Origin of the sequence: Bacillus cereus group sp. N6 (assembly GCF_016483705.1) — a bacterium.
Lineage (GTDB): Bacteria > Bacillota > Bacilli > Bacillales > Bacillaceae_G > Bacillus_A > Bacillus_A wiedmannii.
Genome location: NZ_JAEHBI010000034.1, coordinates 16,766 through 31,245, shown reverse-complemented (window position 1 = coordinate 31,245; position 14,480 = coordinate 16,766). Strand labels below are relative to the sequence as shown.

The following is a 14,480-nucleotide window of genomic DNA, read 5'->3' as shown; positions in this document are numbered from 1 at the left end:
TTACTATATTCCATTGTAACCGTTCTTCTAAAATTTTTACACCTTTTCTATATTTGCACCTGAGTAATACTAAAAAAGACAACTTATGTAGTTGTCTTTTTTAGTATTAATGATGACCACCGTGATTTCCCTTTTTCGGGTTCCCCATCATCTCTTTATTCATTTCCCATTTATGCTCTGCTAGCTCTTTATATGAAAGAACTTTCCCTTTATAGTTAGACACAAAGTTTTCTGCATCCTTTTTATTTTCAAATGAAATGACATTATAAGCCATCGGTGTCGTTATTGTTTTATCATATACGTAAGTCGCATCTTCTAACGAAATCCACTCTTTCGAATCATAATCTCGAACAAATTTTTCTTTCGTCTTTTCACCTGGATTAATCTCCATCCATTTATACATACAACCGATATCATCAAACTTTAACGCTTTTCCATTTTCTAAAATGACTTCTGTTGCAAATTGATTATCCATTACCCCAATTTGGCAAATATCACACTTATCATGTTTCTCATCAATTGCTACAGCCTCTGCTTGTTTCTTACCACATCCTACTATTGTAAAGACCAAGAATAAGCATATAGCAAGTGTCACATACTTTGTTCTCATTTTACTTCCTCCCTAACCGTATCTTCCACAAGGAGCATATCAAAAAGTTGTGTGAGATTTGTGAAAAAATAATGTACTTTTTGTAATATAAAGACCAAAAAAGATGTGTAGCCATTTCTACACATCTCTCATCATTCACAACCTGTAATTAATAAATCGTCTTCTAACTTAACTAATAATGTATCTGTATTAATTTGCTGACCAACAACTACATTTACTAACCTTATATTTCCACTAATACCGACCGCAACTTTTTCAAGCTCACCGTTATTTTTTCGGATCATCATTAAATTTTCCCACTCATATACGTAAGAAGATTCATTAACAAAAATCTCTTCTACTTTTCCTTCATAAGAACTATAAATCTCTTCAATTCTCGTTTTCATATAAAATCTACTCCCTATTTCACACTTCAATATTTTCATCTTATTCTACCATTCTTACGGAGAGCAGCTTACTTTTTAAAAATTCAAATTAACTACCGTGAACAAAATGACCAAAATAAAAATTATGCTTCTAATGATGTTATTTTTCAAATTATTTACCATTTGAATGAATGCTTTTATGATAAATAAAAAACACTTTTTCTGAATTTTCGTTACATTTTGAAAGCGCAATCATTCTTGAGGGGGAGATTACATGTTAGCACTACTTGGATTTGCGATGGTATTTGTCTTTATGTTTTTAATTATGACGAAACGTATGTCAGCACTAGTAGCATTAATATTAATTCCAATTACTTTCGCATTAATTGGCGGTTTTTATGCAAATATGGGACCTATGATGTTAGAAGGAATTCAAAAACTAGCACCTACTGGTATTATGCTTATGTTTGCTATTTTGTATTTTGGAATTATGATTGATAGCGGTTTATTCGATCCTGTCATTAGTAGGATTTTGAAATTTGTAAAAGGAGATCCTTTAAAAATTGTTGTTGGTACAGCGATTCTTACTATTATCGTTTCATTAGATGGGGATGGAACAACAACGTATATGATTACGGTTTCCGCAATGTACCCATTATATAAACGCCTTGGAATGAATCCACTTATATTAGCTGGGGTTGTTATGTTAGGAGCAGGAGTGACAAATCTTACACCGTGGGGCGGACCGACAGCTCGGGTTATGAGTGCTCTTGGACTAGACGCATCAGAGCTCTTTACACCACTTATACCAGGAATGATCGCTGGTGCAATTTGGGTCGTTTTCGTTGCTTACTATCTTGGCAAAAAAGAAAGAAAACGATTAGGAATTATGGATGTACAATACTTAAAACAAATGCAAACGATGGATGAGCAAGCTGCCACAGTAGAAGCTGCCGTTCATAAACGCCCTAAACTTCTATGGATTAACTTTTTATTAACTGTTACCTTACTTGTCTGTCTCATACTAGAAGTTATGCCGTTACCTGTTTTATTTACAATCGCTTTCGCCATTGCTGTTATGCTTAACTATCCGAACTTAGAACAACAGAAAGAACGTATTGCTTCTCACGCAGGAAACGTATTAGCCGTTGTTTCTCTCGTATTTGCCGCTGGAATTTTCACTGGTATTTTATCAGGAACAAAAATGGTAGATGCAATGGCTCAAAGTGTAGTCACTCTTATACCAGACGCTCTTGGACCACAATTACCGATTATTACAGCTCTTCTTAGTATGCCGTTCACATTTTTCATGTCCAATGATGCATTTTACTTCGGAGTATTACCTATTTTAACGAAAGCTGCCGCTGCTTACGGAATTAGTGCAGCTGAAATGGGACGTGCTTCATTACTCGGGCAACCTGTTCACTTATTAAGTCCTCTTGTCGCTTCCACTTATTTATTAGTCGGAATGGCCAAAGTTGATTTTGGTGAACATCAACGCTTTACGTTACTTTGGGCTGTTGGAACGACAATGGTGATGTTAATTACGGGAATTGTAATCGGAATTATTCCAATATAAGACGTAAAAAAACAGTAGAAGAAATGTAATTCTCTACTGTTTTTTTGTTATGAAGAAACAAGAAAATACCTTCTTTCTGGTCTCCCTACACTCCCATATATAAGCTCCGCATGAACTTTCTTTCCAGATATTAAATACTCTAAATAACGCCTCGCTGTTGATCGGCTTACCCCAACCATTGAGCTTAACACTTCTGCCGTAATACCTTCTTCATCAACTGCTAACATATGCTTTTTTATTTTTGCTAAAGTTAAAGGATCTATCCCTTTCGGGGCATATTCTATTTCATTTCCCTTTACGCCTCTTTGAGACCATAAATGTTCAATTTGTTCTATAGATAATTGATTAGTTTTTTTTAACTGCACAATCTTTTTTTGGTAACTTTCCAAACTCGCTTTAAATCGATCAAACATAAGTGGCTTTACGATATAATCTGTTACTCCGCCTCGTAGAGCGTGCCTCACTACATCTGTTTCCGATGCAGCTGTAATCATAATAATATCTGTATCATGCAAATTATTCCTAATATATGTGACAAGTTCGGTTCCTTGCATATCAGGTAAGTACACGTCTAATAAAACGAGTTGTGGCTTCACAAACTCTAGCCATTCTTTCGCTTGTTCTCCAGTCGTTGCTGTTCCAATTACTTTAAATCCCTCAATCTTTTCAGTAAAACGACGATGAATGTCCGCAATTCGAATATCATCTTCTACAATCAATACTTCAATCTCCTCACCCATTACAATTCGCCTCTCTCTTTTGGTAATGCAATAATAAATAATGCACCACCTAAATCCCCTTTTTCGATTGCAATACTTCCATTTAAATCTTCTACTAACTCTTTCACTTTTGCTAATCCATATCCTCGTTTCCCGCCTTCTTTCGTCGAGAAGCCTTTATAAAATATGCTAGTAATGACTTCATCATGAATCCCTTGTCCTGAATCTTCCACTTCAATTACTATCTCTTCTCCAATATCAGTTACAAACATCCTTACCTTCTTATCATTCTCTTCATTTCTTTCAATTGCTTCAAATGCATTCGTAATTAAATTTCCTAAAATAGAAACGACGTAATTACTCTCAATATGCGGGCTTAATTTATCTAAGCTACTTTCTCGATCTAGCATAAAATCAATCTTTAACTCTCGCGCTCTATTATAGAATCCAATTAAAATTCCACCTAACCATGGATTTTGAATTCGCTTCATAATAAATTGAACAAAATCTTGATATACCGCTGTTTCCTTATGAATAAGCTCTAAAGCATCTTCATATGATTCTAACTGGATAAGACCTGAAAGCGTATACAACAAATTGTTATATTCATGCGTTTGCGCTCGTAATGCCTCTGTATATTGCTTCGTCTGAGATAACTCTGCTGTTAACTGATCCATTTCAGATTTCAAACGTAAGCTCGATACGACGCCAGTTACTTTATTTTTCACTTTAATAGGTAGACGGTTCGCAATAACAGCCTGCCCTTTTATATTTAATTGACGATCAAACTGTTCTTCACCAGTTTGAAGTACATCTAGTATCGTTGAATTAGGAATTACATTTAAAATAAATTCTCCAATAATATTACGCTGTTCATCTAACGAAAGAATATCATAAGCCGCTTGATTGACTAAACTAATCATGCCATTGTGATCAATTACAATAATCCCTTCACGTACAGATTGAATCACTGTACTATGCTCTTCATATAAAGATGAAATTTCTTCTGGCTCCATCCCAAACATCATTCTTTTTATACTTCCGGCTAAATATATAGAACCAATTATCCCGATTAAAAGACCTATTACTGTAATCCAAAATACACGCTTTCCATATACTTCTACCGCTCCATGAATATCATCCATTGAAAATCCAACAGACACCACGCCTATAATTTCATTTTCCTGATTACGGATTGGAACTTTGCCGCGTAATGAAGGACCTAATGATCCAGTTGCTTTCGAAATATAAGATTTTCCTTCTACTAGAACTCCTTTATTATCTCCACCAACCATTGCTTCTCCTATTTTATCTCGCTTAGGATGTGCATATCGAATCCCCTCTTTGTTTCCAACTACAATAAAATCAGCATCTGTATCAATTCGAATTTTTTCTGCAATTGGCTGAATGATAGAAGCTGGGTTTTCTTTTTGAAAAGCTTCCGTTATTTCAGGTATAGCAGCAACTGTTTTCGCAACATGCAAAGCCCGTTTCCCAATTTGCTCTTCTACCGTTTCAGACAATATGTAATAAAATAAATAACTTGTTAATAGAAGTACGACTAGAATAAGTGTACTAATTGTTATTGTGATTCTCGGTTGTAGTTTTAACTTTTTAAATTTCAAAACCATTCCCCTAACATAATTAAAGATAGAATTTAATGAATTTACAGTCTTTTGCGATTACAACTAATCATAACACGGTTACTCTATATTTCTTTATTTTTATCTTCACAAAAAAAGAAACGAAGTACAATTACTACCTCGTTTCTTAACATTTTTTATTACACTTTAAATTTCCCAATCATCTCTTGTAATTCTTCTGCCATTTGCGATAAATGAACTGCTGCTGCATTGATTTCATCTACCGAAGCTAATTGTTCTTCTGAAGAACCAGCAATATTTTGAACGCTTGCTGCATTTTCTTCAATTGTAGCTGCAATTTCATTAATAGATGCACTAACTTGTTTTGCATCTACTGTCATTTGTTCCGCTACTTCTACCATACTATCAATTTGTACAACTGTATCATCTGTAGACTTCAATATTTCAGCGAAGCTTTGCTTCGTTTCATTTGCAACTACAAGTCCTGATTGTACTTCTGTTCCAACTTGCTTCATAGAGCTTACTGTTTCTTTTATGTCAAATTGTATCTCTTTTACTAGTTTTCCAATTTCCGTAGAAGACTGTCCTGATTGTTCTGCTAACTTTCGCACTTCATCTGCTACAATTGCAAATCCTCTTCCTTGTTCTCCAGCTCTCGCAGCCTCAATTGCAGCATTTAATGCTAATAAATTTGTCTGCTCTGCAATATGTTGAATTACCTCAAGGATTGCTCCAATTTGTTTCGACTTATCATCTAGCAAAACAATAACTTTATCTGATTGTGAAACAGACTCATGGATTAATTGCATTTGATTCACCGTTTGTTCAACTAACTTCCCACCATCTTCAGCCTTTTTCTTCGTATACATAGATGCTGTGGATACTAATGAAGAACTGTCTGCCACACGTTGAATTCCTTCTGTAACTTCTTCTAATAATGTTGCGCCTTCTTCGACTTCTTTCGTTTGTATTTTCGCTCCACTCGACACTTGCTCTATCGCTTGTGTAATTTGTTCCGTTGCTTCACTCGTCTGCTTCATACTAGCTGTTAATTCTTCTGAAGATGCCGCTACATGACCTGCTGAAGTATTTATATTGGAAATGACATTCTGTAATGATGCTGCCATCTCGTTAAAGCTTTCTCCTAACTGTCCAATTTCATCTTTAGAATGAACTGTAATGGATTCTGTTAAATCGCCTTCACTAATCTTTTTCGACGATATAACAAGTTGTTTTAACGGATTAATAATAGAAGCAATTATGAAGTAAATTAAAATCCCGCCAATTATTAATGAAATACCAATAACAGTTATCGTTTTATAGAAAATAGGTTCAGCAGCTTCAATAATTTCTTTTGCAGGCATAATTCCTGCTATTTTCCATCCAGTTATCTTATTTGTTTTAAAAGTGATATGACGATCTTCACCATCTAATCTGAAATTAAAATCACCTGTTTCTTGTTTGTACAACTCTTTTTCAAGTTTCTCTTCTACCTTATCACCTGGCTTCATCGTTGGATGTGCTACCACATTTTTATCTTGATCAAAAATTGCTACATATCCACTTTTACCGATATTAACCATCTTTGAAGTGTTTACGATATCATTAATAATTAAATCAATACCAAGAACACCGCTCTTATCCTCATTTTGTTTTGCTATTGTAATAACAATATTTCCTGTCGTTTTTGATTTATATGGAGCTGTAATAATTACTTCTCCACTTTTTTTCACTGCCTCTTTATACCAATCTCTTTCTGTAGGATTATATCCTTCTGGCATTTGAATAGACGGTGATTGAATAAACTGCCCATTGCTGGATCCAGTATAGATGGCTTCCAGTTCTGGATGTAACTTATTATATTCTTCTAGTTTATTTTGGATATTTTGTATTTGATCCGTTTGGTAACTTGATTGTGTAAATAGTTTCGTAAAATAAACTGCATCTACTTTTTTACTATCCAATTCTTTATTAATTACATTATCCAAAATTTTTATATTGTCTTTCGCCGATTGTGAAATCGTCTCATTAAAGTTTGTCTTTGCTTGCTGATAAGACGTCCAACCAATTACAATACTTGGAAGAATCAAAATGATAACAAATGACACAAGTAACTTTGCTTTTAAACTACTACTCCTTAATTTCCCTTGAAACATATTTCTCCCCCTCCATACCGTTTTAAATGTAATTGTTTTACATTTAATTTCTTTATATAAATCATACGATTCAAATGTATCAACTCTTTCTCTATTGAAGAGTTGATACATACCTTTTTCATTCTATATAAATTAAATAATTAAAACAATATATAAAAATGTATATTATTCGAAATATTATAATTCACAGAAGAACCTCTAGTATCTCACTTACTAGAGGTTCCTACCGCTTTACTATTCTTTATCTTTTTCTACTTCTTTTTTCGCATCTTCTACTACAGATACAACAGGTTTATCGTTTGATAATTGTTGTACTGCTCCTTTTCCAGCAAATCCTTCTAATAACTCTTTTAAATCAATGCCAGAAGAAGCTTTTAATGTTTCTTGCATCGTTGCCATTAAATCAGTCGCATAACCTGCAACTTTTCCGGCACCGCTATTTTTACCACCGCCACCTGTATCGACAACTGTAATTTTATCAATGTTGCTAAGTGGGCTTGCAACTTCCTTCGCATAACTTGGAAGCATGTTAAGAACCATATCCATAATCGCCGCTTGGCCATATAACTCAAATGCCTCTGCAATTTTTTGTTTTGCTTCCGCTTCTGCTAAACCTTTTAATCTGATAACATCTGCTTCCGCTGTACCTTGTGCTTTTTGTACTTCTGCTTTTGCTTGACCTTGCGCTTTTTCGATTTCCGCCTTCGCTAAACCTTCTACACGAACTTCTTCTGCACGTGCTCTTGCTTCCGCTTCAATTTTATATTGATCTGCATCTGCTTTTTTCATTTGTTTTACTTTTTCCGCTTCTGCTGATTGTTCAACAGCATAGCGATCTGCATCTGCCTTTTTCTTTACTTCGGCATCATATTGCTTTTCACGACGCGCAATCTCTTTTTCTTCTAATTCAATTTGCTTTTCACGCTCAATGATTTTAACTCGCATTTGCTCTTCTGTAACACCTTGTTGCGCTTTTGCTTGTTGTAATTCATAGGAAAGATCTGCATCTGCGCGAGCTTGTTCTTGGTCTCTCTTATAAGATTGTACTTTTAACTCTTTATGTTTTTCAGCTTCAGCGATTTGTGCATCACGTTGATACTCAGCTTCTTTCGCTTCTTTCTCAGCACGAGCTTTTTCAATTCGCGCCTCTTTTTCACGCTCTGCATTTGCAACTGTTGCATCACGCTTAACCATCGCAATTTGTGGCTGACCAAGTGCATCTAAGTAACCGTTCTTATCCATGATTTCTTTAATTGTAAAGGAAACGATGCGAAGTCCCATCTTCTTTAAATCTGTAGAAGCTACTTCATGTACCTTTTGAGCAAATTGCTCTCTATTACTATAGGCATCTTCTACTGTCATAGAAGATAAAATAGCACGTAGATGCCCTTCTAAAACTTCTTTTGCTTCTATTTTCAACTCTTCTGTTTCTTTTCCTAAATATTGTTCAGCTGCTGTAGAAACTTCTTCAATGGTAGACCCTACTTTAATAATAGAAACACCATTTACTGTAATCGGTACACCTTGTTTCGTATACGTATCACGTGTTCCCACTTCTAATTTGTAGTTTAATAGACTTAAAGGCTCTGCTCTTTGCATAATCGGAACTACGAAAGTACCGCCGCCACGAATAATCTTAATCTTCTTTCCATCATCAGTGGTAACTACATTTTTCCCGCCACCAAGCCAGTTTCCAGTAACAATTAATGCTTCATCTGGTCCAACTGTTCGATACTTTGTAATGAATACTAAAATGAGTAGAATTAAAATTGCGAGTAATACTCCACCGATAATTAATGGAATCGTCATGTAAATTCCCCCTTATAATTTTGGTTTCTTTAAAGAATAAGCAATGTTCTGTACAAGCAGAACACCATCTTGGACTCCCTCGATAATAACTTCAGTTCCTTGTGAAATATCTTTCTTTCCAACTGTTTTAGCTAGGATTGCATTGTTTCCAAATTGGGAGGAAATTAATACTTCACCAAACCCTTCTGTAGGAATAGTCGTAATGACCTCTCCCTTACAACCAATAAATTCATCCATACGCTGCACAGTGTTTTGTTCTGCTTCTGCAATCGGCTTTAAAATTAATATTTTCATTATGAAAACACCAATAAAGGATATAGCAAATGCAGACCCGAAAATAAGAATGCTATTAAAGGAAAATAAATATTCTCCTATATAACTAAGTCCACATAACATGGCGAAAAAACTAAGTAATAAAGTAACAACGGATACAGATCCGCCTCCAAAACTAAATATGGATTCAAATATATCTCCAAAAAAGATATAAATAACAGTGAGTATAGTAGCAATAATAAATCCGTATAAATAAATTGTTTCAAGTGGATAACCAAACAAAGCCATTTCTTATCCCCCTCTCTTAAACAATCCCTTTTTTATTATGTGTATGCCCACCTCTTTCAAAGATTATAGTTCTTAATTTTCAGTTATTTACCCTTTAAAGAAAAGCCTGTAAGACAGGCCCCTAAAAAAGAACAGGAGAAACCTATTGTGACAGGCTCCTCCTAGTAAATAACCGATATATTATATATCTATATAATATACTATTTTCCACAAAAAGTAAAGTTAAACATACATTGGAAAAGCACTTATTTTACTGATAATTCGTACGTTCCATCGCCATTATCATATTTATATACATACAAATAATACTTACCTGGTTTTGCATTAAATTTTGCCTCTATATGATTTCCATTAGCTTGACCGTAAGCGGCATAATTTTGCATATCTGATTCATGATGAAGCACCCATGTCATCCCGATTCCATACTCATTTAAAACGGAAATATCGATATTTTTCGTTGATGCTACATTAAATGTATAAACATCGGTGTGATCTCCGCCGATAAGGCTACCTTTTATAGTAGTGTTTAGCCCGATACGATTTGCTTCCTCTGGACGATTATTTGGTTCTAATTCTGTTAAACTTCCATCTTTAATCGTAACAGTGGTTTCGTTTCTGCTCTCTTTACCTTTATCATCTTTTACTCTTAACGCTACTTTATAAATTCCTTCTCTTTCATATGCATGTATTGGATTAACTTCTGCACTTGTGCTGCCATCTCCAAATTCCCATAAATAAGAAACAATTTTTCCATCTTCATCATTTGAGCCATCACTTTTAAATTGAATTCCTTCTTTTACAAGCCCATTATAAGGTCCATTTATATTAACCGTTGGAGCTTTATTTTCTCCATCATCTTTTGCGATACCGTGGAAGACTACATCATATTCAAATTCATTTGAACTATTCACACGATAATTGACGAAGTATGCTGTAACAGTTTTGTAGCCACTCCATTCTTTTTGCGCCAGTTGTTCTAGTGCTTCATTTACTCGTTTACTCATTTCGTTCCAATCTTCAGATTCACCTTTTGTTACACTACCTGTAAATGTGCCTTCTAGTGTAAATGTATTAAAGAATTGGGAGCTATGTTTTGTCATTTTTGCCTCTTTCATTGGCAACGTATCACTAATTTCTTTCTCTACTGCTGTTAACGATTTTGGTGCATGTTCAGCTAAATAATCATCTGCTACTTCCGGTACATTATATTTATCTTGATTATCAATTAGCTGTTGCATATACTCTTGATACTCTTTATTTAGTTTAGAATCTTTACTTAAATTCTCACGATAGGCATCATAATTTTTCACGTCATTTGCACGAATTAAATCTTGAATTTTATCAAATGTTTCAAATTGATGTGTATATAAATAAGATTGCAATGCGAACGAGTAATTATAGAAATCCCAAGAACCATATTTAGCAAATAATGTGCGCTCTGCTGTATAACGGCTTGCAGGATCAGATGATAATCCACTAATGATGCTCTTTCTCGGTACTACATTATTTGTACGAGTAGATCCTGCGAAAAATTCTGCATTTCCTTCTTGGAACCAAGTTAATCTCTCATTTTGATACATATCTCCTCTTCCAAATAAACCTGGCACTTCAAATCTCCCTTGAAGATAATGAGTAAACTCATGACGGAATAACTCTTCTAAACTATAAATACTTTGTTCTGGCGTACGCTCATATGTAAAGAATGTACCTGTTTCTTCTATATAAATGCCACCGTTGTTTGTTTCATATCCATACAGTTGTCTGTTTAACTGATATTCGTCTGGAGTATTATAGATTACTATCGTTAATACGTCGTCTGCATTACCTGGCTCTAATGCTTTGTCATTCCCAATTACACGATGATACTGTGCTTTTACTTCCTTTGCAGCCCAGTATAGTCTCTTAATTTTTTCTTCTGATACTTTATCTCCTGTTTTAAATACGATAGATCCATCGTCGAATGTATACGTTTTTGGTAAGTACTGTTCTTTTCCTTCTTTACGTATCGTCTCTAAATCTACAGTATTACCGCTATAATCTTTTCCGTTATAATTTGTTGTAATTTGTTCTACTGCAACAAAATACGGCTCACTTAAACGCGGATACATATGCATTGCTTGTGTAACAACCTCTAAACCTTTATTTGGATTACTATGAAACTTCCCTAAACGACTAGCAAAATAAATTCCATTATTAACGAGCCACTTATTTTCTGGTGTTACTTCATTTAAAAGAGCAATACGATTTATTTCATTAATAAATCCATCTATTTTCCCGTACCACATTGTATCTTTTGCTTCTTTACGAGTTTCAAATAAATAAGATTGCATATCATAATCAATACCTTGCATCATATCGTATACAGCTTGTCCTTTCATACGATCGTCTACATACGTATGAAGATTATCATTGTATTGTTTTAAAATATTCGATGCGTATTGAACCGTTTCCACATCACTTGAAGCATTACTAATTAATTTACCGTATGCAGATACGACTGCATCTTGCTCATATGTACCAAGCTTAAAGTTTGGATTGGCTGCAATTGCTTTTAAAGCAGGTAAACATTTATCCTGGAAGCTTCTCTCATTTAAATCACTTAATTCATTATTGTAAAATGCGAGATAAAAAGCTGAACGTAACACTTCTGTAAACGTTTGAATTCCTTTTGAATCATCTTTCGTAAACGTACTACCTCGGTGAGCTAATTCATCTATAACTGCTTGCATTTTCCCTTTGTCTTTATAAAAAGCCTTTGCATCTTCATTGAACTGGAATAAGTCTGTAATTTGATTCCATTTAATACTTCCTAGCGTTTCAACCAATTCTTGATTATTCATTTTGTTTAAATCAACCATTGAATAGCTTTCTTTAATTTGCTTTACTTCTGAGCTCTTCATAATAGATGCTGGTCGCTGTGAAAAGTCTCCTACTTTTAAACGTTCTTGAAACGATAATGTTTCCTCTGCTTTAGAAACATGTCCAATCTCATCTACTGGTTTTTCAATCCCAACTGGTTTCGAATGCAATACATTGTATGGCACCTTTTCTTCTGCTGATACATTCGTTTGAATTGCTCCTAACGATAGCGCCATTGTACTAATACTAAGCATCACTTTATTAATCTTTGATTTCTTGTTCATATCATTGCCCCCTATTTATATATTCCCTTGAAGAATTTAACATAAAATCTAGATACAACAATATAAAATGCAATATTTCATATTATTTCTTCCTATATTTTGTACATATCGTGAACAGACTTACCTTTATCTAACCTCCAATAATTATGAATCCATAGCGATTAAACTGTCCTTTTACACAAGATAAAAATCGAATTTTTTGACAATTAATCTTTTAATTGTTATAGTTAATATAATTGTTAACTTTATTAAACAAAGGTGGGATTCTATGATAAAAAAAGAAAACAGTGTATTTTATATCTCCATCTTGCTAACAACATTATTCATTATATGGGGAATTACCCCGGCAAGTTGGATACAAGGCTATGATTTGCAAAGTGTTACATCTTCCTTAAACTCATTTATCCTCAATAAATTTGGATGGTTTTACTCTCTACTTATGACCGCAATGATTATTTTAGCCACTTATTTAGCATTTTCTAAGTACGGTTCTATTCGTCTTGGTAAAGATGGAGAAAAACCACAGTATAGTTATCCATCTTGGCTATCCATGTTGTTTGGAGCAGGAATGGGAATTGGATTGCTCTTTTATGGAATCACTGAACCGATTGCACATTTTACAGATCCATTAACAGGAAAAGCAGGTACAGAGGAAAGCGCCAAACTCGCTATGCAATATTCATTTTTCCACTGGGGACTCTTTCCGTGGTCACTATACGCGATGGTTGCTTTAACAATTGCATATTTCACATTCCGTAAACAAAAAGGTAGCACAATTGGGGCTACAGTTACTCCATTATTTAATCGATCGAAAAATTCTCCTATCGGAAAAACAGTCGATATTTTGGCTGTTTTAGCCACAGTATTCGGTATTGTGCCATCTGTTGGGATTGGTGCTCAACAAATCGCCGGAGGATTAAGCTATTTATTCCCTTCTATTCATAACACTGTACTTACACAGCTTGTACTTATCGCCATCTTCGCTGTTTTATATTTAACAAGTGCACAAACAGGCTTAGATCGTGGGATTAAATATTTGAGTAACTTAAATTTCTCTCTTGCAGGTATTTTACTCGTCTCCTTTTTACTTTTAGGACCGACTGTATTTATTATGAAATATTTCACATCTACACTAGGTTCTTATATCGGAGCTTTACCTAGTATGGGATTAAATTTAGGAGCATTTAATGAAAAATCTTCTTCTTGGATTGAAAACTGGACTATTTTCTATTGGGGATGGTGGATATCTTGGTCTCCATTCGTCGGTACATTCATCGCTCGTATTTCTAAAGGGCGTACAATAAAAGAATTTATTATTGGAGTTGTATTAGTCCCAACTCTTATCTGTACATTTTGGTTTGCAGTATTTGGCGGTACCGCTATCCATATGGAAATGTTCCAATCGCTTGGTATAGCTGATGAAATCGCAAAAAATGGTACAGAGATTGGATTATTTGCTGTTATTTCACACCTACCGTTCTCTACATTTTTAACAATTATCGGGTTAATTTTAGTAGCCACATTTTTCGTTACTTCTGCTGACTCGGCAACATTTGTTGTTTCAATGCAAACGAGTAACGGAAGCTTATCACCGAAAAATAGTTTAAAACTTATATGGGGATTAACAATCGCGATAATTGCTGCTATTTTATTACAAGCTGGAGGATTAAATGCACTGCAAATAGCAGCTATAATTGCCGCGCTACCATTTTCTATCGTAGTTGTTCTTATGGTCATTTCGCTCTTTAAGGAGCTTCGAAAAGAAGATGTTAATTTACAAGCAAAAGAAGTTCCGCAAAAAATAAAGAAGGTTATGTAACGATTAGCACCTCTCCTAAAGAAGAATTCGGTCCTCCGATTAGTCCTGAATCCATTATTACTGAGGGCTGCAAAATAAATTAAATAAAACCCATTCGTATGAAATATAATTTTCA

10 protein-coding genes and 1 pseudogene are annotated in these 14,480 nt (G+C 34.4%); 2 read left to right on the top strand and 9 right to left on the bottom strand.

Annotation, left to right across the window (positions count from 1 at the left end):
* Positions 1 to 106 precede the first annotated feature (106 nt).
* Both JDS99_RS21050 and JDS99_RS21045 read right to left on the bottom strand, forming a co-directional pair.
* On the bottom strand, positions 107 to 610 hold the full coding sequence (locus JDS99_RS21050; RefSeq protein ID WP_149213944.1) for a nitrous oxide reductase accessory protein NosL: 504 nt from the start codon (positions 608 to 610) through the stop codon (positions 107 to 109).
* Positions 611 to 741: 131 nt separating this feature from the next.
* A complete protein-coding gene (locus JDS99_RS21045; protein WP_087983445.1) occupies positions 742 to 996 on the bottom strand; it encodes a hypothetical protein in 255 nt (84 codons plus the stop codon).
* A gap of 253 nt (positions 997 to 1,249) precedes the next feature.
* Here JDS99_RS21045 and JDS99_RS21040 point away from each other — a divergent pair, with 253 nt between their 5' ends.
* The gene (locus tag JDS99_RS21040) at positions 1,250 to 2,554 is read left to right on the top strand and encodes a CitMHS family transporter (RefSeq protein WP_000880452.1); all 1,305 of its coding nucleotides are present in this window, start codon (positions 1,250 to 1,252) and stop codon (positions 2,552 to 2,554) included.
* A gap of 47 nt (positions 2,555 to 2,601) precedes the next feature.
* On the opposite strand, the gene JDS99_RS21035 is transcribed toward JDS99_RS21040, so the two are convergent.
* The 7 genes and pseudogenes from JDS99_RS21035 to colA all read right to left on the bottom strand — a co-directional run bounded on the left by JDS99_RS21035 (position 2,602) and on the right by colA (position 12,546).
* Positions 2,602 to 3,294: a response regulator gene (locus JDS99_RS21035; RefSeq protein WP_088061768.1), complete on the bottom strand. Its 693-nt coding sequence runs from the start codon at positions 3,292 to 3,294 to the stop codon at positions 2,602 to 2,604.
* Entirely contained in the window at positions 3,294 to 4,904 is a 1,611-nt protein-coding gene (locus JDS99_RS21030) for an ATP-binding protein (RefSeq protein ID WP_088061766.1), read from the bottom strand. The genes JDS99_RS21035 and JDS99_RS21030 overlap by 1 nt, the downstream gene beginning before the upstream one ends.
* A gap of 152 nt (positions 4,905 to 5,056) precedes the next feature.
* Positions 5,057 to 5,917 (bottom strand): methyl-accepting chemotaxis protein, encoded by an 861-nt coding sequence (locus JDS99_RS32805; RefSeq protein ID WP_472926335.1) that lies wholly within the window; start codon positions 5,915 to 5,917, stop codon positions 5,057 to 5,059.
* An 81-nt stretch (positions 5,918 to 5,998) separates the two neighbouring features.
* Positions 5,999 to 7,033: pseudogene (locus JDS99_RS32800) on the bottom strand (HAMP domain-containing protein); the annotation flags it as partial.
* Positions 7,034 to 7,267: 234 nt separating this feature from the next.
* Positions 7,268 to 8,842, bottom strand: coding sequence for a flotillin family protein (locus tag JDS99_RS21020; protein ID WP_000154996.1), 1,575 nt, complete (start codon positions 8,840 to 8,842; stop codon positions 7,268 to 7,270).
* A gap of 12 nt (positions 8,843 to 8,854) precedes the next feature.
* A complete protein-coding gene (locus tag JDS99_RS21015; protein WP_001173145.1) occupies positions 8,855 to 9,403 on the bottom strand; it encodes an NfeD family protein in 549 nt (182 codons plus the stop codon).
* Between the two features lie 245 nt (positions 9,404 to 9,648).
* Entirely contained in the window at positions 9,649 to 12,546 is a 2,898-nt protein-coding gene (colA, locus tag JDS99_RS21010; RefSeq protein WP_199695644.1) for a collagenase ColA, read from the bottom strand.
* Positions 12,547 to 12,814: 268 nt separating this feature from the next.
* Between colA and opuD the strand changes: the two genes are divergently transcribed.
* Entirely contained in the window at positions 12,815 to 14,365 is a 1,551-nt protein-coding gene (opuD, locus tag JDS99_RS21005) for a glycine betaine transporter OpuD (protein ID WP_199695643.1), read from the top strand.
* Positions 14,366 to 14,480 lie beyond the last annotated feature (115 nt).